The organism is Micromonospora sp. CPCC 205558 (genome assembly GCF_036902955.1).
Taxonomy (GTDB): domain Bacteria; phylum Actinomycetota; class Actinomycetes; order Mycobacteriales; family Micromonosporaceae; genus Micromonospora.
This window is the reverse complement of sequence record NZ_JBAKHR010000013.1, coordinates 31405-55754: the sequence shown is the minus strand read 5'-3', so window position 1 is coordinate 55754 and position 24350 is coordinate 31405. Positions and strand designations below refer to the sequence as shown.

Here is a 24350-nt window from a genome sequence, read left to right as displayed (position 1 = left end):
GCCCCGGCACAGGAGCTTCGCTGCGGCGTAACCGCTGGGTAACAGCCGCTGACCTGGCGGTATGACGGAGTATGGAACCTGATCGGTGCGACGAGTCGGGCCGGCAACAACAACTCCACCTGCGCCACCGGCCCGTCCACCTATGTGGACCTTGCGTCCATACGATCGTGGATCTCCACTCAGGTCGGCGGCCTGCCCGTCTGACCAGCTGGGACACCGTGGGCGAGGAAGCGCGCCCGATGCGCTCCCGCCCCCGTGTGCCGGTGTCACCACGGGATCTCACGATGCGATACGGTGCGTGGCATATCGGCACACCGGAGGTGGCTTCATGCCTACCGTCGTCGTCCTCGCGCTGACCCTGGCACTCGCTCCGGCGCCATCCCCGTCGGCCACCTCGAATCCGCTCGGCGACATCATCGGTGGCGTCGGCCAGATCGTCGACGACCTGCTCGGTGGCGACCCGCCCAGTGCCGCTCCGACGCCGAGCGTCACCCCGACCGGGGCACCCACCCCGACCGGGGCACCCACCCCGAGTCGTTCGCCGGTCGCCGACCAGCCCGGCCCGGTGGCGTCCACCGTGATCCCGGTGCCCTCCAGTTCGGCGGGCGATATCCCGGCACCCGCCGCCCCTGCTCGCACCGATGGCGAGAGCACCTCCACCCGCGAGGCCGTCGTGCCTCGCCGCGACGGCGACCGCCCCGAGCCGACCGCCCTGCCGGCGCTCGCCAGCCCCACCCGCGACACCTGGCCACCCGCGTCGTACCTGTTGGTCGTGGGGCTCCTCGCGGTGCTGGCACTGCTGCTCCTGCGCCGCCGGGCCCCCGTGCCCGCCGTGGCACCCGTGCCGGACCTCGGTCCCTTGCCGGACCCGGGACCGGCCCCGGACCCCGACCCGGTGCCGGACAACGTCAGCCAGTTGCCGACCAGCCTCAACACCATCTACGAGATGGGGCGGCTGGACGAGCGACTCGAACAGGAACGCCGCCGGCGAACCTGAGGGCAGACCGCCACCGCCGATCTCAGCGCGCCGGGTAGGCGCCCTCACGCCGGGGGATCTCGTCGTCGTACGCCCCGACCGGCCCGCTGTAGCGGACCTTGCCCTTCGGGTACGGCCAGGCGTTCGCGGTGCAGCCGTGCAGGCCCAGCGTCTGCTGCTGCATCACCGGCGCCGGCCGGCCCCGTCCGGGGCACCGCTCGTGGCCGTACCCCAGTTTGTGGCCCACCTCGTGGTTGACCATGTACTGCCGGTAGGTGTCCAGGCTCGCGCCGTAACGCGGCACCCCCTTGACCCAACGCGCCACGTTGAGCACCACCCGGGCACCGTTGCGGCACGAGGTGTAGGCGTCCGGCACGTCCTGGCAGAGAGCGTCGCGGGTGCCGGGGGTCGCCAGGTAGATGGTGAAGTCGGTCGGTTCGCCGGCGCCGACCCGGCGCAGCCGCCACGCCCCGCCCGCCGTCCAGCCGCGCGGGTCGTTCAACGTCGTGGTGATCGCCGTCGCGATGTCAGCCGCCGGCAAACCTCGGATGTCGCGTTCCACGGCGACCCGATAGCGCAGCAACCGGCCCTTTGTCCCGCGTGCGGCCGCTGCCTCGCCGGGCGCCACCGACCAGCGGTTACCGCCGGTGGCCGGGTAGCTGACCGGGATTACCGGCGCGGAACTGGGTCGGGCCTCGGCGGTTGCGGTCGGTCGACCGGAGGTTGTCGCCGGCCCGCCGGGCAGTGGTCCGGCGGCTACCGGCTCGGTGACGGGTTGCCCGGCGGCCGGCAGACCGCATCCGGTGAGCAACGCCACCACCAGCAGCGACGCCATCGAGGCGGGACCCCAGCGGCGGGTAACCTTCGTCGACATGTCTCTCCCCTCGCGCGTCGCTTGGCGGCGGCGCGGAGGAGAAGACGGGTGACCGTGGCGAAAAGTTGATGTGACCCAGCGCTCAACCTTTCGCCGGCCCCGCCCGTCTCTAGCTCTGTGGCACGGGGAGGGTTCGCGGTGGCGCGGGGTGACGCGGAATTCGTCGAGTTCGCGCGGGCCGCGTCCGCGCGACTGATACACGCCGCGTTCCTGATGACCGGCGACCACCACCAGGCCGAGGACGCCGCGCAGACCGCCCTGGTCCGGACCTACGCGTCGTGGTCGCGGATCCACGACGACGACGCCTACGGGTACGCGCGCCGCACGCTGGTCAACCATCTGGTGGACGGGTGGCGACGACCGATGCGGGAGTACCCGACCGACGAGGTGCCGGAGCAGCGGCGTGGCGATGTGGCCGACGACGTGGCAACGCGGCGCTGGTTGATAGCCATCCTCGGTGCGCTCAGCCATCGGGAGCGCGCCATCGTCGTCCTGCGCTACTACTTCGACCTGCCGGAGGCGCAGGTGGCCCGGGAGCTTTCCGTGTCCGTCGGCACGGTCAAGAGCACCAGCTCGCGAGCTCTGGAGAAGTTGCGCAGCGCCACGCCGCGGATGGCCGATGAGGAGGCGCGCCGATGAGCGAGCTGGAACGGCTTCGCCACGCCATGCAGGCGACCGAGCGTCCCGACGCCGTGCTCGATCTGGCCACCGTGCTGCGTGACGGACGTCGGTTGCGTACCCGTCGGCGCGTCGCCGGAGCCGGTGCGGCGACCCTCGCGACCGGCCTGGCCGCCGTGGTCGTCGTGGTGGCGGTCGGCGCGTCCGGGTGGGGCGATCCGGCACCGACCGAACGCCCACCGCCGGTCGCCGTCGCTCCGCCGTCGGTCGGTGTCTCGTCGATGGCGGAGAAGTCGCTGGAACCCACGCCACCGCCGTCGGTGGGCAACGACGAGCCGCCACCGAAGCCCCTGGGCCAGTTGGTGAACAGCGGGGTGCGGCACGGCTCCGAGCGTCGGGTCTACTACTTCGTCCCGGTGTCCGTGCCTGGCGAACCCAAGGTGTCCATCGGTCTGGCCGCCGGTCGCCAGGCGTCGGGCGGCTCGTTGACCACTGACATCCTGGTCAACGACGTCGACGGCAGTGATCGCAGCGCCGGGTTCCACCAGATCGGCTACGACGAGGGCTCAGCCCCCGCGCCGGTGCCCACCTTCGGTTACTTCGTCGGCCCCGCCAAGCGGATCATCGGCACCGTGGGCGGTCGGCAGGTCGATGCCCGAGTGGCGCGGTGGAGTTTCGACAGTCAGGTGGTGATCTTCTGGTTCGACCCGGCGCACGTCACGCCGGGGAAGCGGCTGGACGGCATCATCGCCCGCGACGGCGGCGGCCGCCGACTCTGACGCGCTGCCGGCGCTCAGGCCAGTCGACGCTCGATGGTCACCGTCGTGCCCTCGGCGGTGGAGACCAGGCGCACGTCGCCGTAGGCGTTCATCAGCAGCGCGCCGCGCCCCCGGTCCATCGCCGGCCGGCGGTCCCGCCAGGTGCCGAAGTCCCGTACCGAGATCCGGATCAGGCCGGCGCCCACCTGGACGCGCATCCGCACCTCCGGACGGCTCGGTCGCTGCGCGTGCTCGACGGCGTTGTTCACGGCCTCGGAGGCGGCGAGCAGGAGATCTTCCAGCACGTCCGGGTCGACGTTCAGGTCACCCAGGGCGCCGCGGACGTCCCGACGCATCGCCGCGGCCGAGGTGGGTTCGGAGGGGTACGTCCACCCGACGTCCAGGAGGCCGCCCAGCACGTCCGGGTCGGCCGGCGCCTCCGCGACCACGGCCGCGTCGCGGACGGGTTCGAGCGCCGGTGCCGGCGTGACCGGGCCGGCGGGGGCGGGTCGTGCCGGGGGAGTTGGGGCAGCGACCGTCGTCGGGTCGCGGCCGAGGGCCGCCGCAGGGCTACGGTCGCGGGCTCGGCGGATGCTGGCCCGGATCCGGGCGATCAACTCGGCGGCGGCGAACGGTTTCACCAGGTAGTCGTCGGCGCCCAGGTGCAGGCCCTCCACGCTGGCCTCCCCGCCGGCACGGGCGGAGAGGACCAGTACCGGCAGCGTCCGGGTGGCCGGGTCCGCCCGGAGTCGGCGCACCAGGTCGAAGCCGTCCAGTACCGGCATCATCACGTCGGTCAGAACCAGGTCCGGCAGGTCGCGGTGGATCTCGTCGAGGGCCTGCTGGCCGTCGGTGACGGCCAGCACCCGCCAGCCCTGCCCGGTGAGTAGCCGGGTGAGGTAGGCCCGCACGTCGGCGTTGTCGTCGGCGAGCAGGATCCGGGCGCCGGCCAACTCGTCCGTGGCTTTGCTGCTCGCGGTCGCGCCGGTTGCCGGTCGGTACGCGGGATCGGGCTCGGTCGCCGCATCGCCCGGTTCGGTGGGCCAGCCCACCGCCTCCTCGGCGGCGGCGCGGGCCGCGTCACCCCGCCCGTCCGCCACCGGCCCGCTGACCGCGGTGCGGCGCGTCGCCGACCAGGGCAGCGCCACGGTGAACCGGCTGCCGACGCCCACCTGGCTGGTCACTCGAACGTCGCCGCCCTCCAGCCGGGCCAACTCGTGCACCAGGGCCAGGCCGATGCCCGTGCCCTCGTGGCTGCGCGAGCGGGCACCCCGCACCCGGTGGAAGCGTTCGAAGAGTTTCGGCAGGTCCCGTTCCGCGATCCCGATGCCGGTGTCCGCGACGGTGAGGCGCACCTCCTCGTCGTCGGCGTCCAGGCTGACCCGGATGCGACCGATGAACGTGTACTTCAAGGCGTTGGACAGCAGGTTCGTGACGATGCGTTCCCAGTTGACCGGGTCCACCGCGACCGGCCGGGGCAGCGGTGGGCAGTTCACCTCGAGAGTCAACCCGGCCCGCTCGACGGCCGCTCGGAACACCCCGGCGAGCTCGGCGGTCAGCGCTGCCAGGTCGACCACCCGGGCGTCGCTGCGCGCCCGCCCGGCCTCCAGGCTGGAGAAGGTGAGCAGGCTGTTGACCAGCGTCAACAGTCGCGTGGCGTTACGCCAGCCGGTCTCCACCCGCTCCCGCTGCACCGCTGGCAACGGCGCGGTGGCGTCGGTGAGGGCGTCGGCCAACGGGCCGAGGATGAGGGTCAACGGGGTACGGAACTCGTGGCTGACGTTGGCGAAGAAGTCGGTCTTGACCCGGTCCAGTTCCGCCATCGCCTCGACCCGGCGCCGCTCGTCCTCGTACTCCTGGGCGTTGCGCAACGCCACGGAGATCTGCTGGGCGAGGAGCTGGTGGAAGGAGCGGTACGCCTCGTCGAGCCCACGGCTGGGGCTTACCCCCGCGAGCAGGACGCCGAGCGGCTGGTCCTCGTCGCCGGAGGGCAGCGGCAGCGCCAGCGCGGTGCGGACCGGGTCGTCCCATGGGCCGGCGGGCAGCGGCATCCGGTCGGCGACGTCGGTCACCTGGGTCGCCCGGCCCTCGGCGGCGTCCGCCAGCCCCCAGGCGTACCCGGATGGGCCCGGGTCGGTCAGCTCGACGACGTCCGGCAGGGCCCGGGGATGCCCCTGGTCGCCGCCGGTGCAGGCGACCCGTCGCAGCGCCGCGCCGTCGCTCAGGTAGATGGCGGCGAACGGCACGTCCAGGGGGTGGTCGTCGATCACGTGGATCAGTCGTGCGCCGGTGGCGTCCACGTCGACGGTGCGCCCGTCGCCGAGCACGGACAGGTCGCGCAGGAGACGGAGTCGGCGTTCGCCGACCACCTGCTGGGTGACCTCGCTGCAGACGGTCAGCACGCCGACGGTGCGGCCGTCGTCGTCGCGGGCCGGGGCGTGGGAGACGCTGAAGTACGCCTCCTCGCGGTAGCCGGCCCGCTCCAGCAGCAGTCGCAGCGCGGGGACCCAGCTGGCCACCCCGGTCGCCATGGCCTTCTCGATCAGCGGGGCGAGCACGTCCCAGCCTTCGGCCAGGGTCACCCGCACGTCGTCGCCGAGCGCGGCCGGGTGCTTGTCGCCGATCAGGGCCGAGTAGGCGTCGTTGTAGAGCTGGGAGTAGCTCTCACCCCAGAGCAGCAGCATGGGGTACTGGGAGGAGAGCACCATCCGGACGGCGGCGCGCAGGCTCTGCGGCCATCCGCTGACCGGGCCGAGCGGGGTGCGTGCCCAGTCCAGCTCTGCCATCAACCGCGCGGTCTCACCGTCGCCGAGGAACAGGTCGCTGCTGGGTCGTGTCACGCTCGATCCGGCCCCATCGCAAGCCCCCGTTCCGGGCCTGACGACCCCTGCCGCGTTACCTACCCATCCTGACACTTCTACTCAGCTGTGCCGACGCCGGTACCCACCGTCGAACCGGCGGCGGTTCGGGACGAAAGACCGATGCTTCATACATCGACATCTGTAATTGTCTCGGGTATCCCTCCGACCCCGAGGAGCCCCCATGAGAGGCAGAACGCTGAGCGCGAGAATCGCGCTCGCCGTGTTCGCCGCAACGACGGTGACGCTGGCCGCCCAACCGGTGACCGCGGCACCCCCGATCGCCACGACGGTGTCCCGGCCGATCGCCGCGTCCGTCGCGGCGTTGGCAGCGCCGGACATCTCCGTCACCAACGTCCAGGCGCACCTGACCCAGTTCAACGCCATCGCCAACAGCAACGGTGGCAACCGACGGGCCGGCTCGGCCGGCTACACCGCCTCGCTCAGCTACGTCAAGACCAGGCTCCAGTCGGCCGGCTACACCGTCAGCGAGCAGTACTGCTCCAGCTGCAGGTACCCCTCGAACAACCTGATCGCGGAGTGGCCCGGCGGCCCGGCCGACCAGGTGGTCATGTTCGGCGCGCACCTGGACGGCGTCTCGGCCGGTCCGGGCATCAACGACAACGCCACCGGCTCGTCGGCCCTGCTGGAGAACGCGCTGGTCCTGGCCGCACAGAACCCGACAATGACGAAGCGGGTGCGGTTCGCCTGGTGGACCGACGAGGAGCAAGGGCTCAACGGCTCCCGGTTCTACGTCAACTCGCTCAACGCCACCCAGCGCGGCTACATCAAGGGTTACTACAACTTCGACATGGTCGGCTCGGTCAACGGCGGCTACTTCATCAACCGGGTCACCTCCACCACGGCGGCGCCGCTGAAGGCGTACTGGGACTCGTTGGGCCTGCAACCGGAGGAGAACGTCGAGGGTCAGGGCCGCTCCGACGACTACTACTTCCAGCAGGCCGGCATCCCCACCTCGGGCTACGCCGCCGGCGCCAGCGCCCGCAAGACCAGCGCCCAGGCGGCCAAGTGGGGCGGCACCGCCAACTCCGCGTACGACCCGTGCTACCACCGGTCCTGTGACACCACCGCCAACGTCAGCGCCACCGTGCTGAACCGGGCGGCGGACGGTGTCGCGTACGCGCTGTGGCAGCTCGCCGTGAGCGGCGGCACCCCGACCTGCGTCGGCGGCCAGGTGGTCGGAAACGGTGGCTTCGAGAGCGGCAGCACGCCGTGGACCGCGTCCTCCGGCGTGATCACCAACGCCAGCGGCCAGCCGGCCCGGACCGGTTCGTACAAGGCGTGGCTCAACGGGAACGGCAGCGCCCGCACCGAGAACCTGTACCAGTCGGTGACCCTGCCGGCCGGTTGCGCGACCTACACGCTGGCGTTCTGGCTGCACATCGACACCGCCGAGACCACCAGCTCCACGGCGTACGACCGGCTCACCGTGCAGGTGGGCTCGACGACGCTGGCGACGTACTCGAATCTGAACGCCGCGACCGGCTACGTGCAGCGCAGCTTCAACGTGGCCGGGTTCGCCGGGCAGACGGTGACGCTGCGGTTCACCGGCACCGAGGACTCGTCGTTGCAGACCAGCTTCGTGATCGACGACGTGACGTTGCAGGCGAGCTGACCGCGTACCCGAAAAGGCCGCCGCCGGGTTGCCGGCGGCGGCCCGTCGCGTCGTGGGCAGAAAGCCGTGGTCAGGGAAGCTGTGGGTAGAGCGCGGCGACACCGCCGGACAGCCCGGCCTGCACCCGCCGACTGATGTCGTCGGCGACGATCTCGTACGCGTCGGCCTCGACACCGTCGACCGTGATCTTGGCGATCGCCGCCGGGTCGGACTTCGGGTCGGTGACCGTGGCGGCCATGTCGGTGTCCATGTAGCCGACGTGCAGGGCGGCGACCCGGACACCCCGCTCGGCGAGCTGGAGGCGCAGCGCGTTGGTCATCGCCCACTCGGCCGACTTCGCGGCCCCGTAGGCGGCGTGCTTCGGGAAGTTCACCCAGGACAGCACGGAGAGCACGTTGAGGATCGTTCCGCCCCCGTTGCCGGCGATGACCGGCACGAACGCCCGGATCGTCGACAGCGTGCCGATGTAGTGGGTCTCCAACTCCAGCCGGACGAGGTCCAGGTCGCCGTCGAGCAGGTCGGTCCGGGAGTCGATGCCGGCGTTGTTGATCAGCAGGTTCACGTCGCCGGCCAGCTTCGCGGCGGCGGCCACCGAGGCGGGGTCGGTGATGTCGAGGCGGACCGGCGTCACGCCGGGCAGGTCGACGCTGTCGGGGTTGCGGGCGCCGGCGTAGACGGTGGCACCTCGGGCGAGGAGTTCGGCGGCCAGGTGGCGGCCGAAGCCACGGTTGGCGCCGGTGACGAGGGCAGTGCTTCCAGCGATCTTCATGGCGGTCACGGTATCCGGCCTGACTTCTGTCAAGCAAAGTCAGCTATCTCACCGGAGGTGGGCGGCCGGATCGGGAATACGACCCGGACGCGGCCACAGCCGGACCGGTGACGACTCGTATCCTTTCCGCGAACCTCCGTACGAGCCGAGATGGGAGACGGTGTGAGCAACCAGGCCGAAACGTTGGAATTCCAGGCCGAGGCGCGTCAGCTCCTCCAGTTGGTGGTCCACTCGATCTATTCGAACAAGGACGTCTTCCTGCGGGAACTCATCTCGAATGCGTCCGACGCACTGGACAAGCTCCGGCTGGCCACCCTCGTCGACAAGGACCTGGTCGCCGACACCGACGACCTGCACGTCGCCTTGGAGGTCGACAGCGACGCGCGCACCCTCACCGTTCGGGACAACGGCATCGGGATGACCCGCGACGAGGTCGTCCAGCTGATCGGCACGATCGCCAAGTCGGGCACCGCCGAGCTGCTGCGCCAGCTGCGCGAGTCCGCCGACGCCCACGCCAAGCAGGACCTCATCGGCCAGTTCGGCGTCGGCTTCTACGCCGCGTTCATGGTCGCCGACCGGGTCACCCTGCTGACCCGCAAGGCCGGCGAGACCGGCGGCACCCGCTGGGAGTCCGCCGGCGAGGGCACCTACTCGATCGAGGCGGTCGACGAGGCACCACAGGGCACCACGGTGACCCTGCACCTCAAGCCGGCCGACACCGAGGACAACCTGCACGACTACACCGCCGAGTGGACCATCCGCGAGATCGTCAAGCGCTACTCCGACTTCATCGCCTGGCCGATCCGGATGACCGTCGAGCGCGCCGGCGCCGACGGCGAGGCCGCCACCCGCGAGGTGCAGACCCTCAACTCGATGAAGGCGCTCTGGGCGCGGCCCCGCGACGAGGTCGACGCCGCCGAGTACAACGAGTTCTACAAGCACGTCAGCCACGACTGGGCCGACCCGCTCGAGGTCGTGCACATGAAGGGCGAGGGCACCTTCGAGTACGAGGCGCTGCTGTTCCTGCCCAGCCACGCCCCACTGGACCTGTTCTCCCCGCAGGGCCGCCGTGGCGTCCAGCTCTACGTCAAGCGCGTCTTCATCATGGACGACTGCGAGGCGCTGGTCCCGACCTACCTGCGCTTCGTCAAGGGCGTGGTCGACGCGCACGACCTGTCGCTGAACATCTCCCGGGAGATCCTCCAGCAGGACCGGCAGATCCAGATCGTCCGCCGCCGCCTGGTCAAGAAGATCCTCGCCACGGTCAAGGACCTCAAGGCCAACCACGCCGAGCGCTACCGCACCTTCTGGACCGAGTTCGGCGCGGTGGTCAAGGAAGGGCTGATCGACGACACCGACAACCGGGACACCCTGCTGGACATCCTGTCGGTGGCCTCCACCAACGACCCGGCCGAGCCCACCGACCTGGCCGGCTACGTGTCGCGGATGAAGGACGGCCAGAGCGACATCTGGTACGCCACCGGCGAGTCCCGGGCCGCCATCGAGAACTCGCCGCACCTGGAGGCGTTCCGGGCCAAGGGGCACGAGGTGCTGCTCCTCACCGACCAGGTCGACGAGGTGTGGGTCGAGCGGGTCGGCACGTACGACGGTCGGCCGCTGCGCTCGATCGCCAAGGGCGAGATCGACCTGGACACCGACGAGGAGAAGCAGCAGGCCGAGGCCGAGCGTGAGCAGCAGCGGCAGGAGTTCGCGGCGCTGCTCGACTGGCTGGGCACCACCCTCACGGACAGTGTCCGGGAGGTCCGTCTGTCGTCGCGGCTGACCACCTCACCGGCCTGCGTCGTCGGCGACGCCCACGACCTCACCCCGACCCTGGAGAAGATGTACCGGGCGATGGGGCACGAGGTCCCCCCGACCAAGCGGATCCTGGAGATCAACCCCGGTCACCCGCTGGTGTCCGGGCTGCGCAAGGCCCACGAACAGGGCAGCGACCCCGCCGCCCTGACCGAAACCGCCGAGCTGCTCTACGGGCTGGCGGTGCTCGCCGAGGGCGGTGAGCTGACCGACCCGGCCCGCTTCACCAGGACCCTCGCCGACCGGCTCGCGCGCACCCTGTAACGGGCGTACACCCGCCCCGCGCAACCGTCGGACACGCGAACGCTCGGCCGATCCACCCGGCCGAGCGTTCGCGTGTCGCCGTCACGCCGCAGAGGCGGCCTTCGGCCCTCGCTGCGACGCCGCCGGGCCGGCGTTCCAGCCCCGGCGGGGGGTCGGTACCGCGCTCTCTGCGGGCCACCCTGCGCCGGCCTCGTCGCTGTCGTCACCATCGATGGTCAACTCGACTGCGGTGGGCGTGCTGCGGGCCAGTCGCAGTGAGTGCTCGGCACCGGTACGGGCCGTGCACGGCCAGGACTGCCCGGCGCACTGAAGGTTGCGGCACTGGCCCTCGTCGTCCGGCTCGTGTGCGCTCAGCACGTCGATCGCCAGCTGCCAGAGCAGCGGGTCGGTCACGTCGTGCGGGCGTTCGACGGTGCGGCTCGGTCGGTTGCTGGTGTCGTCGGACATCGTGGGCCCCCCTCGTCAGGCTGTACCCCCCAAGGGTCACCCGTCAGCCGCCAGCTAAACCGCCGACCTGCTGTGATGTGTCTCTGGTCGCAGCTCGGCCGCGGACGCCGCACGCGTATCGGTCAATCCGGCAGGAGCGGCATCTCCACGCCCGGCTCCCGGCCGAGCAACACCGCCCGGGTGAGCGCCGCCGACCCGAAACGGTCGCGGACCGCGTCCACCGCGACGTCCAGATCGGACCCCGGGTCCGGCTGGAACGGCAACTCCGGCTGGATCGGGTTGTCATCGAGGTTGCCCACCGAGACGCCGATCAGGGTGACACCACGGCGATCGATCTCGGGCAGCGCGCCGCGCAGCAGCGCACGGGCGGCGGCGAGCAGCGACGTGTTCGCATGAGACCCGGCCAGTGCGGCGGTGAGCTGGGCGAACGTCCGGTCAGTCGAGGCAGAACTCGTTGCCCTCGGGGTCGGCCATGATGAGATGACCGGCGCCCAACGGGGGAGCGGGCTCGTGCCGGCTGAGCCGCTTGGCACCATGCGAGACGAGCCGTTGGGCCTCCGTCTCCAGGGCCGCCATCCGCTCGTCACCCGTCAGCCCGGGGGCCGCGCGGACGTCGAGGTGGACCCGGTTCTTCACCCGCTTGTGCTCCGGCACCCGCTGGAAGAACAGCCGTGGTCGCGAGCCCTCGGGGTCGACCACCGCCGACGCGTCGTTGCGGTTCTCCGGTGGCACGCCCATCGCCTCCAGCGCCTCGTCCCAGGACTCGGAGTCTCCGGGTGGGGCCTGCACCTGGTAGCCGAGCGCCTCGGCCCAGAACGCGGCCAACCGGGCCGGGTCGGCGCAGTCGAACGTGATCTGCACGTCGCGGATCACGGCGGATCCTTCTTTCCTGATCTGGTCGGTCATGGTCCCAGCCTCTCGCGGATAGCGGACAGGATCGTTCCGCTATCCGTGCAACGATCGACGAGTGACAGTCGAGATGACGACCGAGCGTGTGCTGCGCCTGCTGGCGCTGCTGCAACGGCGGCTGTCCTGGACGGCCGCCGAGCTCGCCACCGAGTTGGGGGTCACCGGCCGTTGCGTGCGCCGCGACGTGCAGCGCCTGCGCACGCTCGGCTACCCCGTGCACGCGGTGTCGGGCGTCGGCGGCGGCTATCAACTCGGTGCGGGCACCCGGCTGCCGCCGTTGCTGCTCGACGATGAGGAGGCGATCGCCACGGCGGTCTCACTGCGGCTCGCCTCCGGGGGCACGGTCGCCGGGGCGAGCGAGGCGGCGCTGCGGGCGCTCGCGAAGCTCGACCAGGTGATGCCGTCGCGGCTCCGCGCCGAGGTGCGGGCGGTGCACGGCGCCACCGACACCCTCATCGGCCCGGTCGCCGAGATCGACGCGGAGCTGCTGGTGACACTGGCCCGGGCCTGTCGGGACGGGGTGCGCGTTCGGTTCCACTATCCCGGGCGCGACGCTGCGGAGCAGGAACGGACGGTCGAGCCGATCCGGATGGTCACGACCGGCCGCCGTTGGTATCTGATGGCCTGGGACGTCGACCGCGACGACTGGCGGACGTTCCGGCTGGACCGGATGCGGGCGGCGGTGGCGACGACCTGGCGTTTCCGGGCACGCGAGCACCCGGATCCGGTCGCCTTCGTGCAACGGGCGGTGACCGGGGCGCCGTACCGGTACCTCGCCCGGGTGCGGGTGCACGCCCCGGCCGACCGGGTGCGCGAGGTGGTCCCGCCCCAGGTGGGGCGGGTTGAGGCCGACCGCGACGGCTGGTCGGTGCTGGCGGTCGGCGGCGACAGCCTGGACTGGCTGGCCGCGCATCTCGCCCGCCTGGATCACGAGTTGGAGGTGTTGGAGCCTCCCGAACTGCGCGAGGCCGCGGGTCGGCTCGCCCGTCGCCTCGCGGTGCTGGCCGGTGCGACGTCGGAGCCCGGCGCGCGGTGACGCAGCGTGTAGTGACGCACCGACACCGGGCTGCCGTCGGGAGCGACCCAGGGCGCGATGCTGGTGCCGACGTATCGCCAGCCGGTGCGCTCGTAGAGCGCGGCGGCCGCAACACCACCTGCGGCCACCTCCAACACCAGGTCGACCCCCCGCTCGTTCGCCCACTGCCGGGCCCGGGCCAGCAGCGCGCCGCCGAGCGCCAACCCACGGGCTCTCGGCGCCACGAAGAGACGTGCCACCTCGGCCGTCGGCCGGCCGGGCGGCCCGCCCACCTGGTCGGGGATCCGATGCACCGCGACGTGCCCGACAATTGCCGCATCGGCATCGGCATCGGCATCGGCATCGACGGCGACCCAGGCCCGCGCCGGGTGCGGCTCGCGCAGCCAACGGTGCGGGTCGGCAGGCCAGTTCAGCGGGTACCGGTCGACCCGGTGCACCTCGGCGAGCGCCGCGACGCATCCATCGAGGTCGGTGGCGCGTCGGCGTCGAATGCGCGGTGGGATCACAGGTCGTCGAACGGACGGGCGTAGCTGAACTCGCCTCGGACCGACTCCCGCCACGCGGTCAGCGGCCGAGCCATGAAGTACTGCGGCCCCCACGGCTGCGGCGGGGTGACGCCCAGCTCGACGGCGGGCCGGAACCCGAAGCGCGGGTAGTAGTCGGGGTGCCCGAGCAGCACCACCAACGGCTCGTCGCGCGCGTCGGCCGCGCCGAGCACCGCGTGCATCAACGCGCTGCCGACCCCGCGCCGCTGCCAGTCCGGCAGCACACCCAACGGCCCGAGGCCCAACGCCACCGGGGCACCGGCCACCAGGCCGCGGGTGGCCACCACGTGCCCCACCACCTGGCCGTCCGAATCGGTCGCCACCAGGGAGTACGCGGGCAGCCAGCCCTCGTCGGCGCGTAGCGCGTCGACAAGCGTCGCCTCGACCGGTGTGCCGGGACCACCGTCGGCCTTCGCGAAGGCTGCGGAGTGCACCGCTCGGACGGCGTCGACGTCGGCGGGTGTTTCGCGTCTGATCAGCACCGCGCCACCATAGACGCGGTGAGTCGCAGGCTCCACGCGTTTAGTGCCAGCACCGATCTGCCGGAGGTCGCGTCGTTCGGACGACGTGCGACGGCGATGGTTGTGCCTGGCGGTCGTGGTGGTCGGCGGTCGTGGCGGCCGGCGGTCGTGGCGGCCGGCGGGCGGCACTTCGCGGGCATCGCGGGGAAACGGTTGATGTCTGTGAGTCATCAAGATGCCGCCCAGTCATCAAGCTCATCCGCGATCCGCGATCCGCGATCCGCGATCCGCGATCCGCGATCCGCGATCCGCGATCCGCGCTGGCTGGGTGGCCTTAGCCGACGGCCGTGGCGGAGGGCGGGGCGCTGCCGCCCCGGGGTGCCTCCGGGACCATCAGCCGGATGATCTCCGCCTGGTCGGCGGGGGAGGGCAGCCCCCATTCGGGCCGGTAGCCGTACACCTGGTGCAGTGGGGTGGAGCCGGTGCGGCCGTCGAGGATCTCCACGGCGTCGGTACCGATCAGGCCGGGGTGTTCGACGCCGCAGGCTTCGGCGACCTTGGTCAGGTCCCGGCGCAGCGTGCGCAGGTAGTTGGCCGCCCGGACGGACTTCGACGTCGGGTCCAGGCCCCGGGCGAGCCACGCGTTCTGGGTGGCGACGCCGGTGGGGCAGGTGTCGGTGTGGCACTTCTGCGCCTGGATACAGCCGATCGACAGCATCGCCTCCCGGCCGACATTGACCAGGTCGCAGCCGAGCGCAAACGCCACGATGGCGTTGTCGGGAAGGCCGAGCTTGCCGGCGCCGACGAAGACCACCCGCTCGTGCAGGTCGTGCTCGGCGAAGATCTTGTACACCCGGGAGAAGCCCTGCTGGAACGGGAGTGACACGGAATCGGTGAAGATCAGCGGTGCGGCCCCGGTGCCCCCCTCGCCGCCGTCGATCGTCACGAATTCCACACCTCGGCCGGTGTCCCGCATCAGGGTGGCCAGTTCCTGCCAGAAGCCCAGGTCACCGACCGCCGACTTGATGCCGACCGGCAGACCGGTCTCGGCGGCCAGCAGCTCCACCCAGTCGAGGAGGCTGTCGCAGTCGGAGAACTCGGCGTGCCGCGACGGGCTGACACAGTCCTGACCGGCCGGGATACCCCGGGTGGCGGCGATCTCGGCGGACACCTTCACCCCGGGCAGCAGCCCACCGAGGCTCGGCTTGGCACCCTGACTCAGCTTGATCTCCAGCGCCCGGACCGGCGCTCCGGCGACCAGGGCCTTCAGCCGGTCGAGGCTGAACCGGCCGTGTTCGTCGCGGCAGCCGAAGTACGCGGTGCCGAGTTGGAAGACCAGCTCACCGCCGTTGCGGTGGTACGGCGACAGGCCGCCCTCGCCGGTGTTCTGCAGACAGCCGGCGAGCGCCGCGCCCTTGTTGAGCGCGGTGATGGCGTTGCCGGAGAGCGAGCCGAAGCTCATCCCGGAGATGTTGACGACCGACTCCGGCCGGAACGCCCGGGCCCGTCCCCGCGCCGCACCGAGCACCTTCGCGCAGGGCAACCGCACGTCGTGCCCGGCGGTCGGTGACGACGGCGGCACGGCACGACCGAATGTGCGGTGCTTGATGATCGGGTACCCGGGGGTGTACTCGATGTCGTTGTCCGTGCCGAAGCCGAAGTAGTTGTTCTCCTGCTTGGCGGACGCGTACACCCAGCGGCGCTGGTCGCGGGTGAACGGCCGCTCCTCGTTGTTGCCGGCCACGATGTACTGCCGAAGCTCCGGCCCGATCGTCTCCAACAGGTAGCGGGCGCGGCCGAGCACCGGGAAGTTGCGCAGCAGCGCGTGGTCGCGCTGGATCAGGTCCCGCGCGGCGAGCGCCGCGACGGCGGCGGCGACAGCGGGTACGGCTCGACGGGCCCAGGTCATGCCGGGGACTCTTTCCGCCCGGGCGGCGGATCAAACCGGTGAGTTGGCTGGTGGCGGTGCGGGTACGCCCCGCACCGCCACCCTGGGCTCAGCGGTGCCGGAACGACTCGCGGACCGAACCGCCGACGATCGTGCACCACGTGCTCGTGCTGAGCTTGCCGTTGCGGGGCAGGCCGTGCAGCGCCTGAAGGTCCTGCACCGCACTGCGGGTGGCGTGGTCGTACGCCCCGGTGACGGTGACCGCGTACCCCTTGGTGGCGAGGATTTCCTGCACGGCCGTGACCGGCGCTCCGCTGGCGTGCTGGTCCAACTCCGGTGCCAGCGTTTCCCAGGTCGGCGGGGTGAGGGTGGCGTCCACGTCCACCGCGAGGCCGTTGCGGGCCTGCCAGTCCTGCACGGCCGCGACCGTCGCGGCGTCGAACGTGCCGCTGACCGTCACCGCGTAGCCCCGGTGGGCGAGCAGGTGCTGCACCACCCGCACCGAGGGGGAGTTGACGAAGCGCCACAAGTCCGGCCAGCGGCGGGCCGGCACGTCACCGAGCTTGGTGCCCAGGGCGGCGTGCACCCGCCGCCGCAGCTCGGGGAACTGGCGGTAGAAGGCGGCGCCCGGGCACTCGGTGGTGCGGAAGTCCCAGTGGCCGAAGATGTCGTACGCGTGCAGCCCGTACTGCCGGCAGATCGCGACGCAGAGCTTGACCAGGGAGTCGGTCAACGCCTGGGGCGGCGTATCGGTGACGTAGGTGCCCTCGTTCTCGATGCCGATGGCCCGACCGTTCTCACCCGGGCAGTGCGCCGAGATCATCTGCCGGTCGCCGGCTTCGAGCCGCTCCAGGCTGCCTCGGCGACCCTCCAGCACGTAGCCGCCGCGGCTCACGGTGAAGTGCTGGCCGGTGTCCGACCAGCCGTTGCCGTCGATGTGCAGGTCCTGGCAGTCGTGCGCGAGCTTCACCGCCTGCTCGCGGGAATAGTCGGTGACGTTCGGGAACGCCATGTGGTGCACGATGATCTTGTTGGTGGCGATGGCGCTCACCGACAGCGGGTCGGTCGGTGGGCGGGCGGCCCACTCGTCACAACTGATGATCCAGTCCAGGTCGGTGCCAGGTGCGGCCTGCGCCGCGCCCGGGAAGGCGAGTTCGCTCCCGACGACGGCGACAGTGGCGGCACCGAGACCGGCCCGCAGCAGCGTCCGGCGATCCACTTCGGAATGGTCGACGTGCATTGCATCTCCTCCTGCGGCCGACGGCGGGGGATGAAAAGTAGCTCCAGTGGCCGCACGCACTTCGGAGAATATTGCCAACGCTCGCCCGCGCGCTAGAGGGCTGGCAGACCTCGTGATCATCTGTGTTTCCGCATCGCGGGTCGGGGGTAGGTCGGGGCTGACCGTCCCGGCTGCCCCTTAAGGAATGACCAGATGAGTGACAACGTCAGCGACGCGGTGGGCGACGCTCTCCGATCGGTGATGCTCTTCCTGCCCAAGGCCGTCGCCTTCCTGGCGATCCTGGTGGTTGGATGGCTGATCGCCAAGGCCGTACTGAAGATCGTGGAGAAGGTCCTCGAACGGGTGGGCTTCGACCGCGCCGTCGAACGCGGCGGCATCCGCCGCGCGCTGAGTCGGTCCCGGTACGACGCCAGCGACCTCGTCGCGAAGCTCGCCTACTACGCGGTGCTGCTGTTCACCCTTCAACTCGCCTTCGGCATCTGGGGGCCGAACCCCATCTCCGACCTGCTCGGTGCCGTGATCTCGTGGCTGCCCCGGGCGTTCGTCGCGATCGTCATCGTCGTGGTCGCCGCCGCCATCGCCAACGCCGTCAAGGACATCATCAGTGGCGCGCTCGGCGGCCTGTCGTACGGCCGGGTGCTGGCAACCATCGCCTCCGTGTTCATCCTCGGCCTCGGCGTCATCGCCGCGCTGAACCAGATCGGGGTGGCCACGGCGGTCACCACGCCCGTGCTGATCGCCGTGCTGGCCACGATCGGCGGCATCCTTGTCGTCGGTGTCGGCGGCGGCCTGATCCGTCCGATGCAGAGTCGCTGGGAGTCGTGGCTGACCCGCGCCGAGCAGGAGTCGCAGCTGATCGCCGAACACGCTCAGGCGTACCGGGCCGGCCGCCGCGACGCCGAGGCGGAGTTGGCCCGCGCGTCGGCCACCACCAGCGACCCGGAGGCCACCCAGGTGGTGACCCGGCCGGCCGACACCGACGCCACCCAGGTCGTGCGCTTCCCGGTCAGCTCCCCGACCGACGACAGCGAGGCCACCACGGTCATTCCGCCGGTCGACCGGCGCTGACACCAGCGGTACGACGCGGGGCGGGATCGGTCTGATCCCGCCCCGCCTCTCGCTGTCCGCCCCGCCTTGCTCACCCGGCACGTCGAAAGCACTGGCCGCAGCCGAGGGGGGTGTCTAGCATCGCGGGCATGACCTGGCGACATTGATTCGGCCGCACTGGCCGCTCCCGTGGGCCACCACGGGCACCGCACGTCCGGTGTCCGTCTCCAGTCCCACGGGAAGGCCCCATGATCCTCATCGCTTCGCGCGTGCCCGACCCGGCGCTCCGTCGGCTGACGGCGACCCTCTACGGGTACGCGTTCCTCAGCGACCTTGTCCTGCTCTACCCGCTCTACGTGGTGTTCTTCGCCGACACCGGGCTGTCGGTGGGGCAGATCGCGTCGCTCTTCGTCATCTGGTCCGCCGCCGGAATCCTGTTCGAGGTGCCCTCCGGGGCGTGGGCCGACGTGCTGTCCCGCCGGCTGCTGCTGTGCCTCGCCCCGCTGGTGGCCGCCGCCGGTTTCGCGCTCTGGGTGCTGCTGCCGTCGTACCCGGCGTTCGCAGTCGGTTTCCTGTTGTGGGGGGCCGGTGGCGCGCTGGTCTCCGGTGCCCTGGAGGCGTTGGTCTGGACCGAGCTGGACCGGCTCGGCGCGGTCGGCCGGTACGCCCGGGTGCTCGGGCGGGCGCGGACGGCGGGGGTGCTGGGCGTGGTGGGCTCGGGCGTGCTCGCCGGCCCGGTGCTCGCCGTCGGCGGGTACCCGGCGGTCGGCGGAGCCAGCGTGCTCGCCTGCCTGCTCGCCACGGTCGTCGCCACCCGGTTCCCGGAACACCGCGCGGCAGCCGCCGCGCAGCCCGAGAGCCCGGACGACGATGGTGGCCTGGGATGGTGGGACACGCTGCGGGCCGGAGTGGCGCAGGTCCGCACCCGCCCACCGGTGCGGTCCGCCGTGCTGCTGGTGGCCGTGGTCGCCGCCGACTGGGGCGCCCTGGACGAGTACACCCCGCTGCTCGCCCTGGACGCCGGCGTCGCAGCACAGGGCGTACCTCTGCTGCTCCTGCTGCTCTGGGCCGGGGTGACAGTCGGTGGGCTGCTCGCCCCGGCGGGGGAGCGGCTGGGCGGCCGAGGGTACGCGGCGCTGCTCGGGCTGGTCGGCTTCGCGCTGGCCGGAGGCGCCCTGCTCCGGCACCCGGCGGGGTTCGTCCTGCTCGCGGTGGCCTTCGGCGCCGCGCAGTTGGCCACCGTGCTGGCCGACGCGCGGCTCCAGGCCCGGATCACCGGCACCAGCCGCGCCACCGTCACATCATTGGCCGGGATGGCCACCGATGTGTTGACCGTCGTGACGTACGCCGGCTACGGCCTGTTCGCCACGGCGGCCGGCAACGCGGTGGCGTTCGCGCTGACCGCCGGGGCGTACCTCGTGGTGGCGCTGGTGCTGCTGACCCGCCGCCGTCGCCGGACGGCCGTGCCCGCCGGTGTCGCCGCGGCTGTGCCGGGTGGCCCGGACCGACCGCGGACCGGCGGCGGCCCGAGCGGGCCGCCGCCGGGCTGCACGGTCAGCTGGCCAGGTGGATGAACGACCACTGGTGGCCGTCGAGGTCCCGGAAGCCGCGCATGTACATCGGCCCGTTGGCCATCCCCGGCCCGAGCGACTCCCCACCGGCGACCGCTGCCTGGTCGACCAGTTCGTCGACCTGCCCCCGGCTCGACACCGACAGCCCGACGACGACCTCCCGGCTGGTCGCCGTGTCCGTCGTGGCGACCCCGGTGTACGCCTCGAAGCCCGAGCGTAGGTGCAGGACCAGTCGGGTGGTGTCGGAGAGGGTGAGCACCGTGCTGTCGCCGCCCGGCTCGGCGGTGAACCCGATCGCCCGGAAGAACTCCGTCGCGGTGGTCAGGTCGCGCACCGGCAGGTTGATGAATGTCATGGTCATCGGCGTTCTCCGCCCAAACAGCCGTCAGGGTTGGTCACCATCAACGTAGACCCACCGGCCGTCCTCGCGGACGAACCTGCTGTGTTCGGTCAACGTGCCGGGCCGGCCCGCGTCCCGGTAGTGGGCGTGGAACGTCACCGTGCCGGTGGTGTCGAGCAGGCCGCCCCGCTCGGTCTGCACGATCTCCAGTCGGGTCCACCGCTGACCCGGGTCGAGGTTCAGGGAGGTGGGCCGGGTCGAGGAGTGCCAGCTGCGCAGCAGGTAACCGGAGTCGCCGAGGGCGAAGGCGCTGAACCGGGAGCGCATCAACGCCTCGGCCGTCGCCGGGGCGTCGCCCCCGTGCGCCGGCGCGCAGCAGTCCGCGTACGCCTGGCCGGAGCCGCACGGGCACACCCGTCCCGTCGTCGCGTTCGCCCGCCGACGTCCCGCACCCTTACCCACGTCGCTATCCTGCCCCACCCGTCCTACTCCAGCGGCACCGGCAGCGGCACCGGCCGCTTGGCCACCCGGTCGTCGCCCGAGGAGCGGCCGCGCAGGTGCCGGGCCAGCCAGGGCAGCAGGTGACGGCGGGTCCAGGCCAGCTCGGCGCCGAACACCTCACCCCGGCGCCGCCGCGGTGCCGGCGGCAACGGTCGCGTCCAGGAGTCGTCGTACCCGGGCAGACCCGCCGTGTACGCCAGGGCGGCGGCGATCCGCTCGTGCCCGGCGCTGTTGGCGTGCAGCCGGTCGTCGCTCCACAGCCGGGGATCGGAGGAGACCGGGTGGGCGCCCAGGTCGAGCAGGGTGGCGCCGGTCCGCGCGGTGGCGGCCCGCAGCGCCTCGTTGAGCGCCAGCATGCGACCCCGGAGCGGCCGGGCCAGCGGCATCACGGGCGCCGGATCCGGCATCGTGAACGTCAGCACGGTGGCCCCCTGCTCGACCAGTGCCTGCTGCATCGCCGCCACATCACCGGCGACCTGGTCGGCGTCGAAGGAGGGGCGCAACACGTCGTTCATGCCGGCGACCACGGTGGCCAGGTCGGGCGCCAGGTCGAGGGCGGGCTGGAGCTGCTCGGCCCGGATCAGCGCCGTGGTCCGGCCCCGGATGGCCAGGTTCGCGTATTCCAGACCGCCCTGGGCCCGGGCCACCGCCAGCGCGAACCGGTCGGCCCAGCCCCGGTAGCCGCCGGCGCCGTCCGGGTCGTCGAGCCCTTCGGTGGTGCTGTCGCCAATCGCCACGTACCGCTGCCACATCACCCGCGCGAGGCTAGCCCTCCGGCAACTCGGGCGGACCGCCGGTCGGTCGAGCGCGCACGTCCGGCGAGTTGGATTACGACCTCGCGGCCTTCACCCACGGCCCCGAGCTGACCGACAACCCCCGCGACCGCATCCGCGCCTTCCTCTCCGCGCGCCGTTGAGCAACCCGTCGGCAGGTCTCACAGCCAGCCGGAGCGGCGGCACAGTCGACGGCGGCGTCCGGGTTGGACCGGCGGGGGCGTTGCGGGTCAGGCGGTGCGGGTCGCGAAGACGACGACGTTGTCCACGTAGTTGCCGGTCGCGGCGTCGAACCGGCCGCCGCAGGTGATCAGGCGCAGCCCGGCCGCGTCCGCCGGGCCGTAGACCAGCGTGGTGGGGAAGTGCTCCTTGGGGTACGCGCGAACGTCGTCCACGGTGAACGTGGCGACCTGTGCGTCGGCGCGGGTGACCTGGACCTGCTGCCCGGTGCGGAGTCGACCGAGATCGAAGAAGACCGCCGGGCCGGACGGTGAGTCGACGTGTCCCACCAGGACGGCGTTGCCGGTCTCGCCGGGGCTGACCCCGTGCCGGTACCAGCCCGCGAGGGTGGGCCGATCCAGTGGTGGCACCTCCAGCACCCCGGCGGCGTCCGCGCCGACGGGGACGATGTCGGCGCGTACGCCGATGGCGGGGATCTGCACCCGGACCGGCGCGGCGGGTGGCAGTGGCGCCAGGTCCGGTGCGGGGTGGGTGCGGGTCGGCGCGTCGGCCGACGGTCGTGGTGGCTGCGCCGGGTCGGCGGTGAGGCCGACGGTGATCAGCCCGAGCCCGGTCACGCCGAGCAGGGCGACCACGGCCGGTAGGGTCCGCCGCCACCACACCTGGGCACCTCCGCACGGGATTGTCGGGGTGCCCGCACCGGTGTCACCGGTGCGGGCACCCGTCTCAGGGATGGAACGGTCGCCGATCAGGCGACAGTGGACACCGGACGACGCCGGCGGATCAGGATCACCGCGCCGGCGAGGGCGGTGCCGAGCAGCGTGCCGCCGGCGGCGAGGGCGCCGGTGTCGCGGCTGTCGCCCCCGGAGCCGGCTGGCGCACCGCCGATCGGGGTGACGGTGAACGTGGCGGTGCCGGCCGAGCTGCCGTCGCCGCAGGTCGCCGCCACCGTGTACGTACCCAGGGTGAATCCGGCGGTGAAGAGTTCGGCGCTCAGCCCGCCGCCGGCGGCGGCCGTGGTGGATCGGACGTTCTGGTCGCGGTTGGGGCCGGTGACCCGGAAGAGGGCGTCACCCGACTTCGGGTTGCAGGTCGTCGCGGTGAGCACGACAGTCCCACCGACCGGGGTGGTGGCCGGTGACACCGTGGTGTCGGCCAGTGCGGCGCCTGGCAGCAGGAGCGTGCCGAGGCCCACGCCGAGCGCCGCCGAGCAGAGTGCTGTTGAGACCTTCATACGCGTCTTCCCTCACTTTTCGTCCGCTGACTGCGTGGGACGTCGTTCGGGTGGCCAACTCCGTGACGAGCACCGGTGTGCCCAACACTAGGTGGGTTGGGTCCTCGATCAGGTGAAAATGAGAAATCTTCGTTGCCGTCACGTGTCCACCCGAAGGCGGGGAGAGCCGCGAGCTGTCGCCGCTGGGCCGATGGCGAGGTATTGCCGACGACGGCGCGAATACGCCGCTGGTGCGGTGTGCGCCGGCCCGTTCCCGTCGCAGGTCCGCGAGCGCGGCCGACCGCGCTGTGGGCGCGACCGTGTGGCAGCGTGGTCCGGGTGACCGACTCCGCGCCGCTCGACGTCGACCTCGCGCTGCTTGGTGGTGGTGGCGCGGCGTCGTTGCTGCTCGCCGCACTGGACCGGCACGGCGTCCGGGATCTGCGGATCGCCATCGTCGACCCGGTGCGCCGACGCGGTCAGGACCGCACCTGGGCGTTCTGGGGCCACCCCGACACCGACCTGGACCCGCTGCTCAGCGCGAGCTGGCAGCAGGTCGAGGTGGCGACGGCAGCGCGCCGCCGCGTCCTGGACCTCACCCCGCTGCGGTACGCCATGCTCCGCTCCGGCCCGGTCTACGACCGGGCTGCCGAGGCCGAACGTCGCCTCGACGCCACCCGGATCGTCGCGCCCGCCGACACGGTGCGCGACGACGGCTCCCGGGTGCTGGTGGGTGCCGGCGACGGGCGCACCGTACGGGCCGGCTGGGTGCTCGACTCCCGGCCGCGCCCGCCCGAGCGAGCGGGGCGAACCACCTGGTTGCAGCACTTTCGGGGGTGGTGGCTGGAGGCTGACCGGCCGGTGTTCGACCCGACGCGCGCGGTGCTGATGGACTTCCGTACCCCGCAGCCGCCCCGGGGCGTCTCCTTCGGGTACGTGCTGCCGGTCAGCGACCGCTACGCCCTGGTCGAGTACACCGAGTTCTCGCCGGACCTGCTCACCGACGCCGGCTACGACACGGCGCTGGCCGGCTACCGGGATCTGCTCGGATTGGATCCGGCCGGGCTGCGGGTGCGTGAGGTGGAGAACGGGGTCATCCCGATGACCGACGCGCCCTTCCCGGCCCGGCCCACCCCCCGGGTGGTCCGGCTCGGCACGGCCGGTGGCGCGACCCGCCCCTCCACCGGGTTCACCTTCTCCGCCATGTACCGCCAGGCCGACCAGGTGGCCCGCGCTCTCGCCGCCGGCCGACCTCCGGTGCCCGCGCCGGCGTACCCGCGCCGGCACCGCTGGATGGACGCGGTGGCGCTGCGGGCGCTGGACCGGGGCGGGGTCGGTGGTCCCGAGTTCTTCGACCGGCTCTTCGACCGCAACCCCGCCGAGCGGGTGCTGCGCTTCCTCGACGGCGGCACCACCCCGGCCGAGGAGGTCGCGATCATGAATTCGACCCGGCTGCTGCCGATGATCGCCGCGACCGCCGGTGACGCCGTCCATCGGGTCCGCGACCGGCTGCGCCCCACCCGGCCGGCCCCGGCCATCCCACCCGCAGTGGTGGGCGGGGCGCGGGGCACGGCACGGCGCGGCGGCCCCCCGAGCGGGGAGGACGACGTCCGCGCCCGGTAGGTTGCCGG

24 protein-coding genes are annotated in these 24350 nt (G+C 72.2%); 9 read left to right on the top strand and 15 right to left on the bottom strand.

The window, feature by feature from the left end; all coding sequences use genetic code 11:
- Nucleotides 1–328: 328 nt before the first annotated feature.
- A complete protein-coding gene (locus V6U86_RS17285; protein ID WP_334504478.1) occupies nucleotides 329–997 on the top strand; it encodes a hypothetical protein in 669 nt (222 codons plus the stop codon).
- Between the two features lie 22 nt (nucleotides 998–1019).
- Here V6U86_RS17285 and V6U86_RS17280 read toward each other — a convergent pair whose 3' ends face one another.
- Nucleotides 1020–1850, bottom strand: coding sequence for a DUF3152 domain-containing protein (locus V6U86_RS17280; RefSeq protein ID WP_334504476.1), 831 nt, complete (start codon nucleotides 1848–1850; stop codon nucleotides 1020–1022).
- Nucleotides 1851–1988: 138 nt separating this feature from the next.
- On the opposite strand from V6U86_RS17280, the gene V6U86_RS17275 reads away from it, so the two are divergent.
- Both V6U86_RS17275 and V6U86_RS17270 read left to right on the top strand, forming a co-directional pair.
- On the top strand, nucleotides 1989–2489 hold the full coding sequence (locus tag V6U86_RS17275) for a SigE family RNA polymerase sigma factor (RefSeq protein WP_334504473.1): 501 nt from the start codon (nucleotides 1989–1991) through the stop codon (nucleotides 2487–2489).
- Nucleotides 2486–3247 carry a hypothetical protein gene (locus V6U86_RS17270; protein WP_334504471.1) on the top strand — a complete coding sequence of 254 codons (762 nt, stop codon included), beginning with the start codon at nucleotides 2486–2488 and terminating at the stop codon, nucleotides 3245–3247. The genes V6U86_RS17275 and V6U86_RS17270 overlap by 4 nt, the downstream gene beginning before the upstream one ends.
- A 14-nt stretch (nucleotides 3248–3261) precedes the next feature.
- On the opposite strand, the gene V6U86_RS17265 is transcribed toward V6U86_RS17270, so the two are convergent.
- Entirely contained in the window at nucleotides 3262–6066 is a 2805-nt protein-coding gene (locus V6U86_RS17265) for an ATP-binding protein (RefSeq protein ID WP_334504469.1), read from the bottom strand.
- A 202-nt stretch (nucleotides 6067–6268) separates the two neighbouring features.
- Here V6U86_RS17265 and V6U86_RS17260 point away from each other — a divergent pair, with 202 nt between their 5' ends.
- On the top strand, nucleotides 6269–7720 hold the full coding sequence (locus V6U86_RS17260) for a M28 family metallopeptidase (protein WP_334504466.1): 1452 nt from the start codon (nucleotides 6269–6271) through the stop codon (nucleotides 7718–7720).
- A 70-nt stretch (nucleotides 7721–7790) separates the two neighbouring features.
- On the opposite strand, the gene V6U86_RS17255 is transcribed toward V6U86_RS17260, so the two are convergent.
- Nucleotides 7791–8489: an SDR family oxidoreductase gene (locus V6U86_RS17255; RefSeq protein WP_334504464.1), complete on the bottom strand. Its 699-nt coding sequence runs from the start codon at nucleotides 8487–8489 to the stop codon at nucleotides 7791–7793.
- Between the two features lie 150 nt (nucleotides 8490–8639).
- On the opposite strand from V6U86_RS17255, the gene htpG reads away from it, so the two are divergent.
- Nucleotides 8640–10568 (top strand): molecular chaperone HtpG, encoded by a 1929-nt coding sequence (gene htpG, locus V6U86_RS17250; RefSeq protein ID WP_334504461.1) that lies wholly within the window; start codon nucleotides 8640–8642, stop codon nucleotides 10566–10568.
- An 81-nt stretch (nucleotides 10569–10649) separates the two neighbouring features.
- On the opposite strand, the gene V6U86_RS17245 is transcribed toward htpG, so the two are convergent.
- The 3 genes from V6U86_RS17245 to V6U86_RS17235 form a co-directional block, all read right to left on the bottom strand.
- Nucleotides 10650–11015 (bottom strand): hypothetical protein, encoded by a 366-nt coding sequence (locus V6U86_RS17245; protein WP_334504459.1) that lies wholly within the window; start codon nucleotides 11013–11015, stop codon nucleotides 10650–10652.
- Nucleotides 11016–11137: 122 nt separating this feature from the next.
- Complete coding sequence (locus tag V6U86_RS17240; RefSeq protein ID WP_334504457.1) at nucleotides 11138–11314, bottom strand: hypothetical protein; 177 nt, start codon at nucleotides 11312–11314, stop codon at nucleotides 11138–11140.
- 136 nt (nucleotides 11315–11450) lie between these two features.
- The gene (locus V6U86_RS17235; RefSeq protein ID WP_334504455.1) at nucleotides 11451–11921 is read right to left on the bottom strand and encodes a VOC family protein; all 471 of its coding nucleotides are present in this window, start codon (nucleotides 11919–11921) and stop codon (nucleotides 11451–11453) included.
- Between the two features lie 73 nt (nucleotides 11922–11994).
- Here V6U86_RS17235 and V6U86_RS17230 point away from each other — a divergent pair, with 73 nt between their 5' ends.
- On the top strand, nucleotides 11995–12960 hold the full coding sequence (locus V6U86_RS17230) for a helix-turn-helix transcriptional regulator (protein WP_442934949.1): 966 nt from the start codon (nucleotides 11995–11997) through the stop codon (nucleotides 12958–12960).
- Here V6U86_RS17230 and V6U86_RS17225 read toward each other — a convergent pair.
- The 4 genes from V6U86_RS17225 to V6U86_RS17210 form a co-directional block, all read right to left on the bottom strand.
- Nucleotides 12852–13466 carry a GNAT family N-acetyltransferase gene (locus V6U86_RS17225; protein WP_334504450.1) on the bottom strand — a complete coding sequence of 205 codons (615 nt, stop codon included), beginning with the start codon at nucleotides 13464–13466 and terminating at the stop codon, nucleotides 12852–12854. The genes V6U86_RS17230 and V6U86_RS17225 overlap by 109 nt on opposite strands.
- Nucleotides 13463–13987 carry a GNAT family N-acetyltransferase gene (locus V6U86_RS17220; protein WP_334504448.1) on the bottom strand — a complete coding sequence of 175 codons (525 nt, stop codon included), beginning with the start codon at nucleotides 13985–13987 and terminating at the stop codon, nucleotides 13463–13465. The genes V6U86_RS17225 and V6U86_RS17220 overlap by 4 nt, the downstream gene beginning before the upstream one ends.
- A 313-nt stretch (nucleotides 13988–14300) precedes the next feature.
- Entirely contained in the window at nucleotides 14301–15875 is a 1575-nt protein-coding gene (locus tag V6U86_RS17215) for an FMN-binding glutamate synthase family protein (RefSeq protein ID WP_334504446.1), read from the bottom strand.
- Nucleotides 15876–15963: 88 nt separating this feature from the next.
- The gene (locus V6U86_RS17210; RefSeq protein ID WP_334504444.1) at nucleotides 15964–17094 is read right to left on the bottom strand and encodes a peptidoglycan recognition protein family protein; all 1131 of its coding nucleotides are present in this window, start codon (nucleotides 17092–17094) and stop codon (nucleotides 15964–15966) included.
- A 192-nt stretch (nucleotides 17095–17286) separates the two neighbouring features.
- Here V6U86_RS17210 and V6U86_RS17205 point away from each other — a divergent pair, with 192 nt between their 5' ends.
- Together V6U86_RS17205 and V6U86_RS17200 are read left to right on the top strand one after the other, a co-directional pair.
- Nucleotides 17287–18162, top strand: coding sequence for a mechanosensitive ion channel family protein (locus V6U86_RS17205; RefSeq protein WP_334504442.1), 876 nt, complete (start codon nucleotides 17287–17289; stop codon nucleotides 18160–18162).
- Nucleotides 18163–18389: 227 nt separating this feature from the next.
- On the top strand, nucleotides 18390–19715 hold the full coding sequence (locus V6U86_RS17200) for an MFS transporter (protein WP_334504439.1): 1326 nt from the start codon (nucleotides 18390–18392) through the stop codon (nucleotides 19713–19715).
- On the opposite strand, the gene V6U86_RS17195 is transcribed toward V6U86_RS17200, so the two are convergent.
- From V6U86_RS17195 to V6U86_RS17175, 5 genes are all read right to left on the bottom strand, one after another.
- The gene (locus V6U86_RS17195; RefSeq protein ID WP_334504437.1) at nucleotides 19696–20073 is read right to left on the bottom strand and encodes a VOC family protein; all 378 of its coding nucleotides are present in this window, start codon (nucleotides 20071–20073) and stop codon (nucleotides 19696–19698) included. The two genes, V6U86_RS17200 and V6U86_RS17195, sit on opposite strands and share 20 nt — an antisense overlap.
- Nucleotides 20074–20097: 24 nt before the next feature.
- Nucleotides 20098–20514: a YchJ family protein gene (locus tag V6U86_RS17190; protein ID WP_334504435.1), complete on the bottom strand. Its 417-nt coding sequence runs from the start codon at nucleotides 20512–20514 to the stop codon at nucleotides 20098–20100.
- Nucleotides 20515–20537: 23 nt separating this feature from the next.
- Entirely contained in the window at nucleotides 20538–21305 is a 768-nt protein-coding gene (locus tag V6U86_RS17185; RefSeq protein WP_334504643.1) for an SGNH/GDSL hydrolase family protein, read from the bottom strand.
- Between the two features lie 251 nt (nucleotides 21306–21556).
- Nucleotides 21557–22168, bottom strand: coding sequence for a class F sortase (locus V6U86_RS17180; protein WP_334504433.1), 612 nt, complete (start codon nucleotides 22166–22168; stop codon nucleotides 21557–21559).
- An 86-nt stretch (nucleotides 22169–22254) separates the two neighbouring features.
- Nucleotides 22255–22740 carry a hypothetical protein gene (locus V6U86_RS17175; RefSeq protein ID WP_130400714.1) on the bottom strand — a complete coding sequence of 162 codons (486 nt, stop codon included), beginning with the start codon at nucleotides 22738–22740 and terminating at the stop codon, nucleotides 22255–22257.
- A gap of 318 nt (nucleotides 22741–23058) precedes the next feature.
- Here V6U86_RS17175 and V6U86_RS17170 point away from each other — a divergent pair, with 318 nt between their 5' ends.
- The gene (locus tag V6U86_RS17170; protein ID WP_334504426.1) at nucleotides 23059–24342 is read left to right on the top strand and encodes a lycopene cyclase family protein; all 1284 of its coding nucleotides are present in this window, start codon (nucleotides 23059–23061) and stop codon (nucleotides 24340–24342) included.
- Nucleotides 24343–24350: the final 8 nt, after the last annotated feature.

Bases quoted from the DNA above. Each gene is read 5' to 3' on its own strand.
- V6U86_RS17285 (WP_334504478.1), top strand. From the start codon at position 329: ATGCCTACCGTCGTCGTCCTCGCGCTGACCCTGGCACTCGCTCCGGCG.
- V6U86_RS17280 (WP_334504476.1), bottom strand. From the start codon at position 1,850: ATGTCGACGAAGGTTACCCGCCGCTGGGGTCCCGCCTCGATGGCGTCG.
- V6U86_RS17270 (WP_334504471.1), top strand. From the start codon at position 2,486: ATGAGCGAGCTGGAACGGCTTCGCCACGCCATGCAGGCGACCGAGCGT.
- V6U86_RS17260 (WP_334504466.1), top strand. From the start codon at position 6,269: ATGAGAGGCAGAACGCTGAGCGCGAGAATCGCGCTCGCCGTGTTCGCC.
- V6U86_RS17255 (WP_334504464.1), bottom strand. From the start codon at position 8,489: ATGAAGATCGCTGGAAGCACTGCCCTCGTCACCGGCGCCAACCGTGGC.
- htpG (WP_334504461.1), top strand. From the start codon at position 8,640: ATGGGAGACGGTGTGAGCAACCAGGCCGAAACGTTGGAATTCCAGGCC.
- V6U86_RS17245 (WP_334504459.1), bottom strand. From the start codon at position 11,015: ATGTCCGACGACACCAGCAACCGACCGAGCCGCACCGTCGAACGCCCG.
- V6U86_RS17235 (WP_334504455.1), bottom strand. From the start codon at position 11,921: ATGACCGACCAGATCAGGAAAGAAGGATCCGCCGTGATCCGCGACGTG.
- V6U86_RS17230 (WP_442934949.1), top strand. From the start codon at position 11,995: ATGACGACCGAGCGTGTGCTGCGCCTGCTGGCGCTGCTGCAACGGCGG.
- V6U86_RS17215 (WP_334504446.1), bottom strand. From the start codon at position 15,875: ATGACCTGGGCCCGTCGAGCCGTACCCGCTGTCGCCGCCGCCGTCGCG.
- V6U86_RS17210 (WP_334504444.1), bottom strand. From the start codon at position 17,094: ATGCACGTCGACCATTCCGAAGTGGATCGCCGGACGCTGCTGCGGGCC.
- V6U86_RS17205 (WP_334504442.1), top strand. From the start codon at position 17,287: ATGAGTGACAACGTCAGCGACGCGGTGGGCGACGCTCTCCGATCGGTG.
- V6U86_RS17200 (WP_334504439.1), top strand. From the start codon at position 18,390: ATGATCCTCATCGCTTCGCGCGTGCCCGACCCGGCGCTCCGTCGGCTG.
- V6U86_RS17195 (WP_334504437.1), bottom strand. From the start codon at position 20,073: ATGACCATGACATTCATCAACCTGCCGGTGCGCGACCTGACCACCGCG.
- V6U86_RS17185 (WP_334504643.1), bottom strand. From the start codon at position 21,305: ATGTGGCAGCGGTACGTGGCGATTGGCGACAGCACCACCGAAGGGCTC.
- V6U86_RS17175 (WP_130400714.1), bottom strand. From the start codon at position 22,740: ATGAAGGTCTCAACAGCACTCTGCTCGGCGGCGCTCGGCGTGGGCCTC.